The following is a 16,407-nucleotide window of genomic DNA, read 5'->3' as shown; positions in this document are numbered from 1 at the left end:
GTCAGTAGACAAATTTGTTCTTTGAATAGAATTTTAATCAATGATCTGTACAAGATCGGCACAATTGCCACTGAGCATTTGAAAAGTAAAACCGGTATCGAGTTTAATCTCCGCAAATGATGAAGTACGGAGGTAGGCTGACTTTCTGGTTAGAAATTCAACCAGGTCGGTCAATGTGGGATTGTGGCCAAAGAGTAAGACATGATCAATATGATCTGGGATGGTATTGATGACCGAAAGTAAGTGTTTGTAGGTGCATTCATAAATGGATTCTTCAATTTGAATATCAAAAGAAGGAGATCCCATTACATCCAAAAAAACACGGGCGGTCTGTAAGGCTCTATTGGCAGGAGAACTGATAACGACACTATTTTCATTGAGTGTCACTTTAGCTGCCAGCTTCTCCGCGACCTGTTTTGCATGTTGTATGCCTTCGGATGTCAATGCACGATCAAAGTCATTTATCCCGGGAATAGTTTCGGCTTTGGCATGTCGGATGATATAAAGTTTTTTACTGTTGTCCATGATTAAAATTTTTGATTCTATACTATTAACGCTTTTGTTCCCCATTTCATTGTGTTTGAGAGAAGAGAAGCGAGTATTGCATATGAATACAAATAATAATAAACGAAGTTTTGAAAAAGTACATAATATATGAATAATTTTTGCACCCTATTTAATTCCTTGTATCTGTCAAGGGGATTGGCTATGTACCGTTCGCTTGAAAAGTGCGCGCGGGACTTTCATCTGTATATTTTTGCATTTGATGATGAATGTTATGATACACTGATAAGATTGATGCTTCCCAAAGCAACTATTATTCCCTTGTCAGATTTTGAAGACGAGCAATTACTGGCTATAAAACCTACACGTACAGCAGGCGAATATTGTTGGACATGCACACCTTCGATTATTTTATATAGCATTCGAAAGTTTGGTTTATCCAACTGCACTTATTTAGATGCCGATTTATTTTTCTATGCTGATCCTATAGTGTTAATAGAAGAGGCTAAGGGTGCGTCGGTAATTATAACCCCACACCGATATACGCCAATGTATGAGGATAGTGAATCGGGTGGAACCTACTGTGTCCAGTTTGTTTACTTTAAGAATTCATCTGAGGGTATAGCAGTGTTGGAGTGGTGGCGTGCAGCCTGTATAGAATGGTGCTATAATCGGAGGGAGCCAGGCCGTTTTGGCGATCAAAAATACCTGGATCTATGGACGACAATGTTTACAGGCATACATGTCCTGGAACATTTAGGTGGAGGGGTAGCCCCCTGGAATGTTCAGCAATATGATTTCGAACGAAAAATCGGTCAGATTTGGGGTAAAGAACTTGCTAGCCAACAATTATTTCCTGTGATATTCTATCATTTTCAAGCTTTAAAATATGCAGAAAAAAACTCATTTACACTAGCGGGAGGATATGCAATTAGCGACAATGATATAGAATTTTTATACAAACCCTATATAAGAGTTTTGAGAGATGCTGGTCGAGAGATCAGATTACTATCGCATTCTCTAAAATTTCATGAAACAGATAGAATTCCGCGCATTACAACCTCACTTCGCCGTATGTTTAAGTTGTATGTATTCGGAAAATTTCAACACTATTACCACCAATCCTACTTTTTAAGATAATGGCTTACCAAATTGATCTAAAAACATTCACCGATGATCGGGGGCATCTAACGGTGATCGAAAAAGTAATTCCTTTCGATGTGAAGCGGATATTTTATATCTATGGTGTAGATGGATCTACCCGTGGGGGACATCGACATCATCAAACAATACAGGCGGCAATTTGCCTGAAAGGAAGTTGTGCTATTTATAACCAGGACGGAATTAATGAACGCGTTTTTGAATTGAATTCACCAGATCAATGCCTGATTTTGGAACCCAAGGACTGGCATCAGATGTTTGACTTCTCAGAAGATGCCATTCTTATGGTTCTTGCTTCCGAATATTTTGATTTAACAGATTATATTTACGAACCCTATTTTATACATGATCGCTTACGAGAGCTTGCAGCAAGTCAATAAGGAATTTATGGATGAATATACCGAAGTTTTCCAGAGGGTATTGCATGGAGGCTGGTATATTTTGGGAAAAGAGGTTGCGCAGTTCGAACAATCATTTGCGAGCTATTGCGGTGTTGAACACTGTATTGGAGTAGCATCAGGGTTGGACGCGCTGGTTTTGTCGTTACGTTATTTTGGTTTTAAGCCGGGAGACGAAGTAATTGTTCCGGCAAATACCTATATCGCATCGATACTCGCGATTATGCAGGTTGGCCTAAAACCAGTTTTGGTAGAACCCGATGTAACGACTTACAACATTGATCCAGAAAAAATTGAATCTGCTATTACAGTACGTACGAGAGCGATTCTTGTCGTACATCTTTATGGAAAGATGTGTGACATGGATCCCATTTTACTGCTTGCGGAACAATATGATTTAAAAGTTGTTGAGGATTGTGCGCAAGCGCATGGGGCTATTTACAAAGGACAAAAGGCCGGCTCATTTGGCGATTTTGGTGCATTCAGCTTTTATCCAACAAAGAATTTAGGGGCCTTGGGGGATGCGGGAGCTATCACCTGTAAAGATCATGAACTAAATAAATCTATTCGTACATTACGGAATTATGGTTCTTCAGCTAAATATGTATTTGATGAAGTGGGCTACAACTCTCGGCTTGATGAGCTTCAAGCAGCTTTCTTATCTGTAAAATTGAAGTATTTGGATAAGATTACGGCACATAAACAGAAATTAGCCGCAATTTATCGACGAGAACTAAAATCTGATTTTATTCTTCCAGGCGTACAAGCTGGTTTTGAGGATGTTTACCATATTTTCGCTATACGCCATGCTGAGCGAGATCGGCTAAAAAAGTATTTACTAAATAACAATATTGGAACAGAGATTCATTATCCAATAGCTCCACACCAACAGAAAGCTATGAACGGAATTTTATCCGGAGCAAGCTATCCAATCTCAGAAGAAATTCATCGAACAGTACTTAGCCTTCCTATTTCCTACGGCCATACAGAGGAGGATATTAATAGGGTGATTGAGGTAATGAATAAGTTTTCCTAAATCTTTTTATGATTGATTTTCGCAGAGATTTTATCAAGGGAATTTTTCTCAGGAAAAAAAATAAGGCAATACGTCTTTTGTTGGTTTTAATCTTTTTAGGATTAATATCTTGCCAGATTTCGAACGTCGCATAATGTAAACCTAAGACCTCTAAAAAATTGAGGTCTTTTGTGTTTGGTAGCGTGCCCAAAATCATGCTGCCATTTCTGGTTGTATTTAGTAATTCCGAAGGTGAGGTCCGTAAGCGAAAATTGTCTGGGTAGGTTGAATTAAGAAAATTACCATAAGTTTCATACTCTGAGAATCCCGAAAGTGCGAGATCTTTGGTGGTTATGTTTTCAAGGATATAATATGGCCAGGCCTGATTCCCAGCGTTTGTGCTGATCTCAAGTAACATGTTTTGCATCAGTTTAGTTTGAACCATAAAATGTTCAGATATAAACGAGTAGTTGACTGTTTTTTTCAGGCCAAGAATATGTTCCAATGTTTCAAAATAAGGATTGTGATTTTCTTCACTTTTGTGGATAAGTGCCCTTTCTTCTTTATCAAAGAAATCGATTGGTTTTAATGGGATGGTGTCTGCATCCCATATCAGATAATAATCACTTTGGATAATTTTGGAAATTTCCATTTTTAAGAACTGCTGGAAGTACCAGCCGGCGCGATCTCCATTATTTATTCTTTGTTTTAGAAAATCAGCAACGGATTGAAAATTGAATTGGTCAAATAATTCATTTTCGTTAACAAGAACTAAGTTGGATAGACTTAAAACCTGAAATTTTTCGAAATGAGAAGCGTGTGTTATGACATAGATTTGTTGTGCTTGAAAAAATCGCTTAACCTGATTGATCACGATCTTCGCAATTTCGATGTGTTGTGGGCCGACGCAGATGACTACATCGTAGTGTAAATTATTAGCTAATGATTGCATTAATAGTAATTAAAACAAGTTAAAAAGTAATAAATGTTGGTAAAACTAGGCCAGACGTATCTAAAGTGGGGTCATTTACCCATTTTCGTGGGGAGACAACAATTTTGTCAGGACTATCATTTAGCCAGGCACCCCACCAACTGAAGCTGCTATTGGCAATAATATGATGATTACACTGTGACATTAATTGTAGATCTCTGAAACTATTATTTCCACTATTGTGTTCAACAAAAATTGCATTTAAATCTTTAAAATGAGTTTTGCACCAGTCTATATCATTGGAAAATATTATAAATAGTGGTGATTCATTTGTTTCAAGCATATACTGTATGCTCTTTTGATAGTATTCTTCTGTACAGATATCTTTAAATAGTGATTCCTGAAGGTAATCTCCTCTTCGGACGTGTAATGAAATTGCGTTCTGTTGTTGAATTAAATGTTGTACACGTATGTTTTCAGCGCCCTCCAAGGTGGGGAATTTAAGCTGCTGGCGGAGAATTGGAGCTACTTGATTAATATATTCGATATGTTGCCAGTATCCCCAATAGTAGTGGCTTTTTTTATCCTCAAAAATTTCTTTCATATAAGAAAACGGAATCGTTTCCTCGATATAGATATGTTTTGTATTATATAATCGCCTTAATTTTCGCCATAGCCATTTGTTATTGTTTCTGGTATAAATATTTGTTTCGAATGTGCTTAGCTCTGGAAGGCTGATATTAAATACACGCTCTAATTCAAATCCATTATGTAAATGATAATCTTCAAAATCTATTAAATCGGCTTTTACATGCTTAAACTTCTGTTGTAATGCCAAAAAGAAAGCATACTGAAATAGCTGGTTACCCAAGCCTCCTAAAAATTTAACAATCTTCATTTCTATTTTTCTAGTATATTTTTAATGGAATTTTTGAAAGCTCTTCTTAACTGCTTAACTGTTGAATAACTCCAATTAAAGAATGGTTTGGTAAAAAATAAAATGAGCGTATCCTTTCCTCCATTTTTCATGATCACATCATGCCATTTTTCAAATATAAATTTTTGAACTGAAAGTGGACGTTTATTTGAGTCAGTAATACGATCAAACAATTGAATATAGAATTTTTTGTATTCATTAATTTCAATATTATCCCATATAAACGGCGGTGTTAGCATTTTCTGGTATTTTTTTTCGGAAGGCAGTTGTAAAAGAGAAAGATATTTTGCTTTAATTTTCTCGATATTACCATCCATTTGATCAACTTGCTCCTTTGATATACCTGAAACATGATTTCGGTAATGAATAAGAATATCCGGTAGATTCTTTATTCGATATTGAGTAGCGGCTCTTAGAAATAGATCATAATCTTCAGCATAATCTTCTTTATATCCACCTAAATCTCTCAAAACATTACTTCTTATCATTACTGAAGAATGGACAAATGCATTATAAAAGGGAATAGAAGCCTTTAACAGCTCTTCATCTATTACCGGATACATTTTTTCTTGGATAATTTTCCCATTTTCGTCGATCATGGATGCTTGTGATCCTATTAATGCAATATTTGGATTGTCATATAACTCTTTTAATTGGATTGCTAATCGTTCTGGCATTGCAACATCATCACTGTCCATAATAGCAATAAATTCGGTATTTACCTCTATTAATGCTAGATTTCGTGTATACAGCAACCCCATATTTTGAGCATTATTAATTACTCGAATTCGCTGATCACTAAAGCCGCTAATAATTTCAAGTGTATTATCTGTCGATCCATCATTTATAATTAAAAGCTCAAAGTGGGTATATGTCTGATTTAAAATACTGGAGATGGATTCCTTAATGTATTTTCCTGCGTTATAGGCAGGCATAAATACGGTTATAATAGGAGGTGTTTTGATAGCTGCTTTTTTTAACATTTTTATTTAATTAATAACCCTCTGTACTGTTTGTTAAACATAGTTTCGCTAAATTCCTCATCTACCAATTTCATGGCATTCGTACTAAAGCAATTTAATAGAGAGCGATTGTCATTAATATATTTTAGTTTATCAATAAAAGCATTGATAATGTCGTTATCGTCCATTGTATTTTCTATAATAAAACCATTTTCACTTTGCTCGCTAATAAAACAAGCGATTTCGCCTACATTAGTACTAATTGGAATAACACCTAGAGACATACCTTCAAGTAAGACCATTGGAAAACCTTCAAAAAGTGAAGTTATGGCAATCAGATGTGCAGATTTATAGTACTCGTTTAGTTGTTTTCTGTCCGAAATTCTTCCAATAATCTCTGTATTTTGTGAAATTTCTGACTTAAAATTCTCAAAATCGCCAATTATCTTAAAATTAAAAGGTAATTTCAGATTATAGCAGATATTTGCAATCTCAACTAAGAGCCCTGGTCGCTTTTCATATGAGTTCCTCGCTATGAATAAAATAGTAAGATCTTTCGAATAATCTTTTTTTGGAACATCATTTGGCTTTTCTATCTTATTCCTAACGATTTTGATCCTTGATTGAAATGTGGGGTCTATATTTTTTTCTATATAGAATTGGATCTGTTTTTTTCTTTGATTTTCGCCTAAGATTATCCTTTTGTCTATCTTACTAATATAAGGTAGTGAATAGTTGTCAAAAGAAGCTGTATTTTCTCCAACAAAGGCATGTGAAAGATCTATCTTCAAAATGTTATCATCTAGATAAGGAAGAAGATCATAAAAAAAGTAATTATTTGAACTAAATACCACACTATTTGGATTAGAGTTGATTTTTTTGGCTAGTTCTTTTGCCATTTTTTTACGAAAATTTGCTTTCCACCCCCATCGCTCTAGTTCAATAATGTGAGCAACAGCTTCAAATTCTGGCCTCAAATCATTATTTTTTGAATGATTTGTAATAATGCAGGTTGGATGCTTATCTCCGATGGTTTTCATAATCTCTATATGTACTCTTTCAGCACCTCCAATATCCATTACCGGGAAAATAAAGATTATTTCGGAATCAATAGCTTTTATTTTTCGTTTGATAACGGGATACTTGACTAATGAAGAAATCGTTAGTGCCCATTTTTTTAATTTATGCATTTCCAATGATCTATTTAGTGGGATAAGGTGTGGAGTTTTAATATCTTTACAAAGATTATTTCGAAAAAAAATCGCTTATAAAAATACTAAATATTTAAAGGAATTTTATACAATGGATATGGGAATTTTAAAGAGGTGTTCATTAGCAGCAATTAACTAGCGTAATATCTAAATATTTACTACTGTGTTTTACCGAAGTCGAACTATAGAAGAATTGTTTTATTTCATTGTCACATTTTTGTTGTTATTGCCGTTATTAATGATAACAATCATGTAAGTAGTTGAAATCGGTAAACCCTATTTCGATAGTTAAAATGACTTTACATTCATAGATCTTAAACTAAAATGTCTAACAAGAAAAAGATCCTCTACTTTGTGCCAGATAATCCTTATCAGGGTCGAGCGGGTAATATCACTCGATTCACTCAGATGCTTGATTATTTTAATCACCATAACCAAGAATTTACAGTAGACTATGTGACTGAGCGACTCTGGGGAAATTGGGATGATGCCTCTATTGAAAAATTTAGGATTGCTTATCCCACAATCAACCTTAAAATAATTGACCGTAAAGTTCCGCGATCGACTTTTCTTCAGTACTTATTCAAATATAAAATACCCGAAGTATTGTTCAATTACTTTAGACATAAAATAGATTTTACAACCTGGTATCTAAAGAAGAATTTTAGGTCGATTACGAAGGATGAAATATATGATTTTGCGATAATCAGCTATGTTCATTGGGGAAATCTGATCAAGGAGCTGAAAAATTACAAAAAGGCGATTATTGACACGCACGATTTTATCACCGGCCAATACGCCACCTGCCATAAAGGAAATCATTCGAAAATATCGGGTATCTTCAAGAACGAACTCAAGATTCTCAATCAATTTGATGAGATATGGACCTATTCGGTTGAGGAAAAATATATTTTTGAGCAATTTACTAGTCGTTCAGTACTGCAGCTTCCCATTTCATTTAAACAAAATATTTTAGAAGGACAAGAGGACAGTACCTCTGCTAAACTTATCTATATCGCCAGCGATAACCCACATAATGTTAGAGGAGCGGATTGGTTCCTGAAAAATGCTTTACAATATATCGATGCCAATATAAAGATTGTTGTGATCGGTAAAATATGTGGGTATTTTCCCGATACCGAACAGATTGTAAAATTAGGAATGGTAGATGATCTAGATGCACAGTATCGAGATTCCAAAGTAGCGATATGTCCGATGATCAGCGGTACCGGAATAAAAATCAAGGTTGTAGAAGCCTTGTCCTATGGCCTACCTGTCGTTACTAACCCGCGCGGAATAGATGGTTTATTTAATAAAAAACAGAATGGTTGTATTGTAACTCAGTCCGGGCAGGAATTTGCGTCAGCAGTCAATCGCCTTTTTTTGGATGAGCCTTATTATCATAAAATCCGTCAAGAAGGTTTAGCATATTTTGCTGGTAATCATACCATAGCACAGGAAGAAGAGTTTTTGAACGCAACGTTTTTATCCGGCCATCGATAAAATAATTCAATAAGTAGACCCCGTCCCAGAATTTTAAATGATGATTTGGGATAAAAAATATGAAAAACAAACCGAACAGCCTATCTTTGTTTAACGATAGCGAATGAAGAAAAAACAGATTATATTTGATGCCGAACGGATGAAATATCCTCATACGGGCTTATATCACTTTTGTAAACAACTAGGAAATGCTTTATTGAACAAGACGGCCGATCCTTATGCAATGGTATTTTATACAAATAATCCTGCCAATGAAGATTTTGGCTCCAAGGCAAGCTATTATCAGCAAAAATCGCTGCAGAAATTCTGTATGCCGCGATTTTCCAATAGTGATCTTTGGCATTCTACGTTCCAACTTAGTTCATATTTTCCACGAAATAATAAAATTAAGGTCCTTTCTACCATCCATGACCTGAACTTCCTAAAAGAAAATAAGTCGGTCGAAAAAGAAAAAAAATATTTAAAAAGCTTGCAGAATAATTTGGATAAAGCAGATGTTATTGTAGCAATTTCCCATTATGTAAAGAAAGACCTCGCAGATTATTGTAGTTTACAAGGAAAGCCACTTCATGTGATTTATAATGGAAATAATATTGAACAGAAATATTTGGATCAGTTAGATCCATCGCACAAAAGTGATGAGCATAAACCTTTCATTTATTCTATTGGCACCATAAACCGTAAGAAAAATTTTCATACGTTGCTTTATTTATTGGTTGGGAATGATTTGGAATTGATCATTAGTGGCATTATAGCAGAACCAGATTATAATCAATATATCCTTGATTTAGCCGCTAAACTTGGGGTTGCGGAACGTCTGCGGCTCACTGGGCCGATAACAGAAGCAGAGAAATATAATTATTTAAAAAATTGTGCTTTATTTGCTTTTCCTTCAATTGCAGAAGGCTTTGGATTACCGGTTATTGAAGCCATGTCCTTTGGTAAAAAGGTTCTGCTATCTAACTATACCTGTCTACCTGAAATAGGTGGTCCTGAAGCTTTCTTTTTGGAATCCACAGACCCAGAATATTTGATCGAATTTGGGAAATCCAGGCTGATGGATATTATCCATGGTGAGGATCGTACACCTGAAATTAAATCTTGGGCTGCCCAGTTTTCATGGGATAAAGCAGCAGGTGAATATTGGGAACTTTATAAGAAACTTTTGAAATAAGGGAATGGCAATACCAAAAGTAATCTATCAGACATTTAAGACGAACCAAATCCCTTGGTTAACGAAGTTATATATCAAGCGCTTTAGACGTAAGAATAAAAGCTACCGCTATGAGTTTTATGATGACCAGCGCGTAGATGCATTTATAAAGGAATCATTTGATAAAGAGGTGTATAAAGCGTATAGTAGATTGCAGATCGGAGCGGCAAAAGCTGATTTTTTTCGATATGCCGTCTTATATATATATGGGGGAGTATACCTGGATCTAGATAGTGACATTCTCGTTAATCTAGATAAATACCTGCAAGAGGATGACCAAGCCGTCATCACGCGCGAAAAGAACCACCAAAATCTTTTTGCGCAATGGGCGCTGGTATTTGAAAAAGGACATCCTTTTCTGGAGCGAACAATAAAGTATATTGTTGAAAATATTCAGCAAAATAAATACCCACATGACGTGCATGGCATGACCGGACCAACAGTTTATACGAGGGCCGTCAATGATATCATCCATGAAGACCCAACAGTTTCTTATCGCATTGTAGCCGATGACTATAAAGGAATAATGAAATTTAAATACAAGCTTGGCAAATTATTGATTTATGGAGACCGGTCTCAACACTGGAAAAAACTACAGAAAGTAGTAACTGTTTTGAAATTGGAGGACTAAAGTGTTAAATATTGTTTTTCCCATTGTGCAGCGAGATTGTCATCGTTAAACTGTTGTGCGTAGGCTAATCCTTTTACAGACATTTCCTGCTGTAAATTGCTGTCGCTTAAAATAGATTCAATTGCATGCTGAATCTGACCAATATCGTGCGGTCGTACATATAACGAAGCTGGGCCACCAGCTTCTGGAAAAACGCCCGAATCCGTCGTAATTACAGGTGTACCGGAATATAAGGCTTCAATAATAGGAATACCGAAACCCTCATAAATAGATGGATAGATAAATGCAAGTGCTGAGGAATATAGAACCGAAAGTTCCTGCATATTCAAACCACTAAGAAAGTACACTCTGTTTTCCATCCGATGTTTATGGATAAATTCTTGTAGCTGAAGCTGGTATTTCGTGCTTCTGCCCACGATAACTAAGGGAATATCGATGTGCTCAATCGCTTTTACAATTGATAGTGCATTTTTACGTTCTTCTATCGTTCCTACATTTAATAGAAATTCATCCGGGAGGCCTAAACTATTCTTAAGCTGTTGCTTTTCCGCATCTGTTTTTAGAATTTTAAACGCCTCATGACAGCCCTGATAGATGATTTCTATTTTTTCTTGCGGAATATTAAAAAACTCAACAATATCATTTTTGGTCTGTTTACTAATCGCAACGATTTTATCTGCCCGTCGGCAGGCATGCGCGAATTTCTTTTTGTAGATCCAACGATCTATCGGATGATAGAGATTTGGGTAACGCATAAAGATTAAATCGTGCATACTAACAACGGATTTAATTTTAGCAGGAGCTAAGTCAACAGGGATTTCTCCAGAAAGACCGTGAAAAATATTGATCTGGTCTTTTTTCAAATCCGATACTATTCTTTTTGTGCGCCAGAGGTTTGGAAAATTTTGATTAATATATCCTTTTGGCGTCTTAATCTGCTCAGGGTTGACGAGATCAGTATACCTTTCGACAGAGGTACTGGGTGTATAGAGGATATAGTCATTTTGCGGAGCAAACGTTGATAAAATGCGTATCAGATCCCGGCTATAATTGCCCAAGCCTGACGCGTTGTTGAAAAAACGCTTTGCATCAAATCCTATCCTCATCGTAGCGCTGTTATTTTTTCGATCACCATTTCTGCTGTAATTAAATCAATCGCCTCTGTACCATCGCAATCACAAGGTTTGTTCCCATAGACAGCACTCGGACGGTTGGGATGTTCCACTTGGATACAGTCATCATATTGTTGCCCATAGCCGGTAAATCCCGCGTATGGGTGAGTCGCGCCCCATAGTGATAGACATCGTATTCCCATCAAAGAAGCCATGTGCAACCCAGAGGAATCCATGCTGATCATCAGATCCAGATTTGATATGATATCCAGTTCCTCTCTCAACGTAAATTTTCCAATGGTATTGTAGGTGTTTGGAAAACTTTCAGTCCAGTTTTGCGCGATTTGAAACTCTTCCTTACCTCCTCCAAAGAGCAGTACGTCATACCCATGATGTGTCAGATGGTCTATGATCTGTCCCATCGTTACGAGTGACAGGATTTTATATCGGTGTTGCGCAAAAGCCGCGATACCAATTTTTTTTCGTTCGAAATTGCCAAACATGCTAAATGCTGCTTTGGGGACATCCTGCAAATTGGAAGCCAATTTGTGACTCAGTTCGAAGTGAAAACCTAAAGCACGGAATACATCTGCGTAGCGTTCTACAGTTAGCTTCAATGGATGCTTAACCTTATGTTCTTTGCGCGTCAGGGCTTTCTTTTCTGCGCGACCTTTGTCCAGTTGTTTGACCTTTATTCCAGAAAGAGAAAATAATACATCTAATATACGCGAACGTAAATTAAAATGTAGATCAGCTACAGCTTCCGCACGATATTTAGCCAGCTCATTTTTTAATCTGATTAATCCCAAAAGGCCTTTATGGGTTGTCTTGGGTTCAATTGCATGAAATTTGACATTCTTTATGCCATCAAAGAATGGGGCAAAGAAAGGACGGCTCACCATGATAATCTCTACCGTGGGGTATTGTTGACAAAATTCTTTCAATACAGAAGCCACCATGGCGACATCGCCCATGGCCGAAAACCGGGTTACTATGATTCGCTGCGGCAAAGACATGTCTTTATTTTCCGGATGTATAAAGTACAGGGTTCAGTTCAGGATCGTTATACATTTTCATCTGTTTATAGACCTTCATGTATTTTTCACCTGATTCAATCGCTGTTAACAATTCGTCGATACTTTGTGAAAGATCTGTACGTTGTTCCAGCAAGATGTTCAATTTTTGCTGACAAGCAGAAATATGCGCTTCAGAAGCATCTGAACGAAGTGTCTCCTGCTCCATATGATAAATCTTTAGCGCCAGAATGGACAGTCTGTCAATGGCCCACGCTGGACTTTCAGTGTTGATTTTCGCCGAAGGCAGTGTTTCGATAGTTTGATATTTCTGTAAAAAGTAGCTGTCGATATATTCTACAGTATCTGTGCGGTACTGGTTAGACTCATCGATGCGTCGCTTCCAATATAAACCGTCCTTGGGATCAATGGCAGGATTACGTACAACATCTTCCATGTGCCATTGTACGGTATCAATCCAGCACTTTAGGTACAGTAGATGTTCTAGGGATTGTTTGTCATACGGATTCTGGATTGGATGATCAATCTGATCGTATACGTGGTAATCCTGGATAGCACGTTGAAAAATGGGATTTGCTATTGCACTAATCATGTTACAAATATAAAATATATTATGGAGTTATCCTTAACTTCAGGTGCTGTATAAAAACAGTAAAATGAATTGGAAAAACCAAGTATTAAGAAAAGAATTAAAATGTTTTTTTAAAATAGAGACAGTAAGATGTCTGGGAATAACCCAAGTAAGATCACGGCAATCGTACAAAATAGACCAATACCGAGGAGTAAAGGATTGGACTTGACCGAATAATGGTCTACATTGTCTCTTAAGAAGGCATTCAGCGGAATCTTAAAGTAATAGAAAAGTGAAATCACGGATGTTAGTGCTCCTACAATTAATAAGGCAAGTAAACCAAAGGATTGGAAGTTTTGATACTGCTCGAATACTTTTGAAAATATGAGTAGCTTTCCGACAAATCCCGCAGTAGGGGGCAAGCCTATCAATGCGATTAAGACGATCGAAAATGAGGTGAACAATAGAGGTGATTGTTTGCCCAATCCTTTATAAGAGTCTATTGAAGTGTTGCCTAGACTGACCTCCAAGCTGTCTATAAATATAAAAACAGCGATATTCATCAATGCATAAATTGATAAATAGAACAGCAAAACGTTTGACTCATTGTTTTGATAAACCAGTACTGCCATCAACAATATGCCCGTGTGGCCAATAGAAGAATAGGCCATCATGCGCTTGGCATCCTGTTGACGCAGGGCCGCCAGATTACCAATCAACATGGTCGCAATAGCTATAATGATGATAACATAAGCCAAGAAATCACTGAAATAAAAGGATACTGCAAGCCAGGCAGCAAGCAACTTGGATAGCAGGACGACAACGGCAATTTTAGGTACGGTCGCTAAGTACGTGGTAATCACAGTCGGTGCCCCTTGATAAACGTCAGGGCTCCAAACATGAAACGGGAAAAAACTCAGTTTAAAACCAATACCAGTCAATAAAAACAGGAGGGCAATACTGATCATTAGCTTAGGGGCCTCCATCAGCCCTGCAATATGGCTTGGCGCATCAAAATTTAAGTTCCCCGTGAAACCGTAAAGCAGCGATAGGCCATAGAGCATAACGGCAGCACATATGGATCCAAAGAGGACATATTTCATCGCTGCTTCGGACTGTACTTTATTGGACGAAAAATAACCGACCATAATGTAAGAACTGATCGATACTGTCTCTACTGCGATGAAGATCATCAGCCAGTTGCTCGACATGGTCAAGAGGTTCAATCCCAAGGTTGCGGTCAATACAACCGCATACAAATCGCCCAAAGGACGATCATGCTGATGACGTTGTTGAATAAAGATCGTAATCAGTAGGGTCGACAGCAGGATGATCATGCGTGCCGATGTTGCGAATGTATCAATGTGGATCATATCGAAGAATCCAACCATCTCCACATGGCTTAATCCTTGTCCCAATAGGTAACAACCACTCAACAATAATCCAGCTATTGTAAGCGTAAAAGATGCTTTGTCCCAGTATTTATCAACGAAAAGACTCGCGATAATAATGCCTATAAAAGTAATGATCAGCGTTAATTCTGGTTTGAAATAGGGAATACTAACGATAATTTGATCAATAAATGAACTGATATATGGACTGAATGCGAGCATGCGGGTTTAAATAAATTGTTGGATAAAGCTGACGAGATTCAATACACTTGCATTTAGATTGCTAAATACCAAGGATGGCATAATACCCAGTAAAAGAGCAAGAGCCAAGGTAGGAAATAGAATCAGTTGTTCACGGCTGTTGACATCGGTCAATTTATTGGCCCAAGATTCGCCACCTTTGAGCCTGATCTCGCCAAAAAACATCCGTTGAAGTGTCCATAGCAAATAGGCAGCACTCAAGAGGATACCAATTGAACCTGCTAAGGCCATCCAGCGAGGGAGCCCCGTACCGACACTCGCCGCATTGAACGAACCGATGATAACAAATGCCTCACCGATAAATGCGGAGAACCCAGGAAGACCCAATGAAGCAAAGAAAGCAATAGCAACATAGCCGGTATACTTGGGCATGAGCTGGGCTAAACCTCTGAAGCTATAGATGTTTCGATCATGCACACGGTCATAAACCACGCCAACAAGAAAGAAAAGTGCCGCTGATAGAAAACCATGGGAAATCATCTGGAACATCGCACCAGAAACCCCTTCGGCTGTCAATGAGGCTATGCCAAGCAATACAAAACCCATATGAGAGACCGATGAATAGGCGATCATCCTTTTTAAATCTTTTTGAGTCAGGGCGTTTAATGCCCCATAGATAATGGAGATGACGCCGATCAGTCCAAGCCACCAATTGGATAGTGCAGCCATGTCCGGGAAGATGCTATAGCAGATGCGGATAATACCATAGCCACCGATTTTCAACAGGATACCTGCTAAAATAATGGATACTGGTGTTGGTGCCTCTACGTGTGCGTCAGGTAGCCAGGTGTGTAATGGTACTATCGGTACTTTGATCGCAAAAGCAAAAAAGAGCACCACAAAACCAATCAATCTGGCCGAAATACCCAATATTTCCTGATAACCATCCCAAGAGAAGATCGAGTCTCCTAAATAGTTCTGGGGATTCATCATGTAGATCATATTGAAGGTATGTGCTCCGGTTACGGGGTTGATAACCGAAAAATATAAGCCTACAATGATCAATAGCATAAATACCGAACCAAAGAGTGTATAGAGAAAGAATTTTATGGCAGCATATTCACGGCGCGCCCCGCCCCAGATACCAATCAGGAAGTAGAGTGGCAGGAGTATGACCTCATAGAATAAATAAAACAGGAAGAAATCCAACGCACAGAAAATACCCATTACAGCCATGTTGAGTACCATAAGTAAGGCGAAATATCCTTTGGGGCTTTTCTGTATATTCCAGGAGGCACCGATCGCCATCAGCATGACAAAAGCGCTCAAGAGTAATAATGGCATGGAAATACCGTCTATTCCGATGAGATAATCTATTTCTAGTTTTCCGATAGCGCCCAGATTCAGACGAATCCAGGGAAGTTGTTCAACAAATTGGTATCCTGCCAAGTCCTGGATCCCTGTTTGGCTCGCGTCAAATTTTGCATAGCATATGCCCGCAAGTACAAATTGCACTGCTGTAAATGCTAAGGCAATATATTTGTAACTCGATTTATATCGTGTCGGTAGGGCGAGGATAAACGCCGTCGCCAGAAGCGGTAAAAATATCAGTAAGGATAAAATAGGCATTTC

General features: G+C 37.6%; 16 protein-coding genes. 6 read left to right on the top strand and 10 right to left on the bottom strand.

Annotated elements, in window-relative coordinates; all coding sequences use genetic code 11:
- Positions 1 to 33: 33 nt before the first annotated feature.
- A complete protein-coding gene (locus ABFX33_RS20880; protein WP_346088011.1) occupies positions 34 to 525 on the bottom strand; it encodes a SixA phosphatase family protein in 492 nt (163 codons plus the stop codon).
- Between the two features lie 129 nt (positions 526 to 654).
- Between ABFX33_RS20880 and ABFX33_RS20875 the strand changes: the two genes are divergently transcribed.
- Genes ABFX33_RS20875 through ABFX33_RS20865 form a run of 3 tightly spaced genes read left to right on the top strand, consistent with a single transcriptional unit; the run spans position 655 to position 3,099 of the window.
- Positions 655 to 1,644 (top strand): glycosyl transferase, encoded by a 990-nt coding sequence (locus tag ABFX33_RS20875; protein ID WP_346088009.1) that lies wholly within the window; start codon positions 655 to 657, stop codon positions 1,642 to 1,644.
- Complete coding sequence (locus ABFX33_RS20870) at positions 1,644 to 2,045, top strand: sugar 3,4-ketoisomerase (protein WP_346088007.1); 402 nt, start codon at positions 1,644 to 1,646, stop codon at positions 2,043 to 2,045. The genes ABFX33_RS20875 and ABFX33_RS20870 overlap by 1 nt, the downstream gene beginning before the upstream one ends.
- The gene (locus ABFX33_RS20865) at positions 2,011 to 3,099 is read left to right on the top strand and encodes a DegT/DnrJ/EryC1/StrS family aminotransferase (protein ID WP_346088005.1); all 1,089 of its coding nucleotides are present in this window, start codon (positions 2,011 to 2,013) and stop codon (positions 3,097 to 3,099) included. Before ABFX33_RS20870 ends, ABFX33_RS20865 begins: the two co-directional genes overlap by 35 nt.
- On the opposite strand, the gene ABFX33_RS20860 is transcribed toward ABFX33_RS20865, so the two are convergent.
- The 4 genes from ABFX33_RS20860 to ABFX33_RS20845 are packed head-to-tail and all read right to left on the bottom strand — an operon-like array spanning position 3,062 to position 7,098.
- On the bottom strand, positions 3,062 to 4,030 hold the full coding sequence (locus ABFX33_RS20860; protein WP_346088003.1) for a DUF6492 family protein: 969 nt from the start codon (positions 4,028 to 4,030) through the stop codon (positions 3,062 to 3,064). The two genes, ABFX33_RS20865 and ABFX33_RS20860, sit on opposite strands and share 38 nt — an antisense overlap.
- Positions 4,031 to 4,049: 19 nt before the next feature.
- Positions 4,050 to 4,907, bottom strand: coding sequence for an alpha-1,2-fucosyltransferase (locus ABFX33_RS20855; RefSeq protein WP_346088002.1), 858 nt, complete (start codon positions 4,905 to 4,907; stop codon positions 4,050 to 4,052).
- A 2-nt stretch (positions 4,908 to 4,909) separates the two neighbouring features.
- Positions 4,910 to 5,929 carry a glycosyltransferase family 2 protein gene (locus ABFX33_RS20850; protein ID WP_346088000.1) on the bottom strand — a complete coding sequence of 340 codons (1,020 nt, stop codon included), beginning with the start codon at positions 5,927 to 5,929 and terminating at the stop codon, positions 4,910 to 4,912.
- Positions 5,930 to 5,931: 2 nt separating this feature from the next.
- Entirely contained in the window at positions 5,932 to 7,098 is a 1,167-nt protein-coding gene (locus ABFX33_RS20845; protein WP_346087998.1) for a glycosyltransferase family 4 protein, read from the bottom strand.
- 345 nt (positions 7,099 to 7,443) lie between these two features.
- On the opposite strand from ABFX33_RS20845, the gene ABFX33_RS20840 reads away from it, so the two are divergent.
- From ABFX33_RS20840 to ABFX33_RS20830, 3 genes are all read left to right on the top strand, one after another.
- On the top strand, positions 7,444 to 8,622 hold the full coding sequence (locus ABFX33_RS20840) for a glycosyltransferase family 4 protein (RefSeq protein WP_346087996.1): 1,179 nt from the start codon (positions 7,444 to 7,446) through the stop codon (positions 8,620 to 8,622).
- Positions 8,623 to 8,725: 103 nt separating this feature from the next.
- Positions 8,726 to 9,796, top strand: coding sequence for a glycosyltransferase family 4 protein (locus ABFX33_RS20835; RefSeq protein WP_346087994.1), 1,071 nt, complete (start codon positions 8,726 to 8,728; stop codon positions 9,794 to 9,796).
- A 4-nt stretch (positions 9,797 to 9,800) separates the two neighbouring features.
- Positions 9,801 to 10,466 carry a glycosyltransferase family 32 protein gene (locus tag ABFX33_RS20830; RefSeq protein ID WP_346087992.1) on the top strand — a complete coding sequence of 222 codons (666 nt, stop codon included), beginning with the start codon at positions 9,801 to 9,803 and terminating at the stop codon, positions 10,464 to 10,466.
- On the opposite strand, the gene ABFX33_RS20825 is transcribed toward ABFX33_RS20830, so the two are convergent.
- The 5 genes from ABFX33_RS20825 to ABFX33_RS20805 form a co-directional block, all read right to left on the bottom strand.
- Positions 10,463 to 11,572, bottom strand: a complete 1,110-nt coding sequence (locus tag ABFX33_RS20825) for a glycosyltransferase family 4 protein (protein WP_346087991.1) — start codon at positions 11,570 to 11,572, stop codon at positions 10,463 to 10,465. The two genes, ABFX33_RS20830 and ABFX33_RS20825, sit on opposite strands and share 4 nt — an antisense overlap.
- The gene (locus ABFX33_RS20820; RefSeq protein ID WP_346087990.1) at positions 11,569 to 12,594 is read right to left on the bottom strand and encodes a glycosyltransferase family 9 protein; all 1,026 of its coding nucleotides are present in this window, start codon (positions 12,592 to 12,594) and stop codon (positions 11,569 to 11,571) included. The genes ABFX33_RS20825 and ABFX33_RS20820 overlap by 4 nt, the downstream gene beginning before the upstream one ends.
- 4 nt (positions 12,595 to 12,598) lie before the next feature.
- Complete coding sequence (locus tag ABFX33_RS20815; protein WP_120260081.1) at positions 12,599 to 13,204, bottom strand: DUF4254 domain-containing protein; 606 nt, start codon at positions 13,202 to 13,204, stop codon at positions 12,599 to 12,601.
- A gap of 110 nt (positions 13,205 to 13,314) precedes the next feature.
- Positions 13,315 to 14,796: an NADH-quinone oxidoreductase subunit N gene (locus tag ABFX33_RS20810; RefSeq protein WP_346087989.1), complete on the bottom strand. Its 1,482-nt coding sequence runs from the start codon at positions 14,794 to 14,796 to the stop codon at positions 13,315 to 13,317.
- 6 nt (positions 14,797 to 14,802) lie between these two features.
- On the bottom strand, positions 14,803 to 16,404 hold the full coding sequence (locus ABFX33_RS20805) for a complex I subunit 4 family protein (protein ID WP_346087987.1): 1,602 nt from the start codon (positions 16,402 to 16,404) through the stop codon (positions 14,803 to 14,805).
- Positions 16,405 to 16,407: the final 3 nt, after the last annotated feature.

Origin of the sequence: Sphingobacterium ginsenosidimutans, assembly GCF_039536865.1 — a bacterium.
GTDB classification, from domain to species: domain Bacteria; phylum Bacteroidota; class Bacteroidia; order Sphingobacteriales; family Sphingobacteriaceae; genus Sphingobacterium; species Sphingobacterium detergens.
This window is presented reverse-complemented; position numbering and strand designations above follow the sequence as displayed.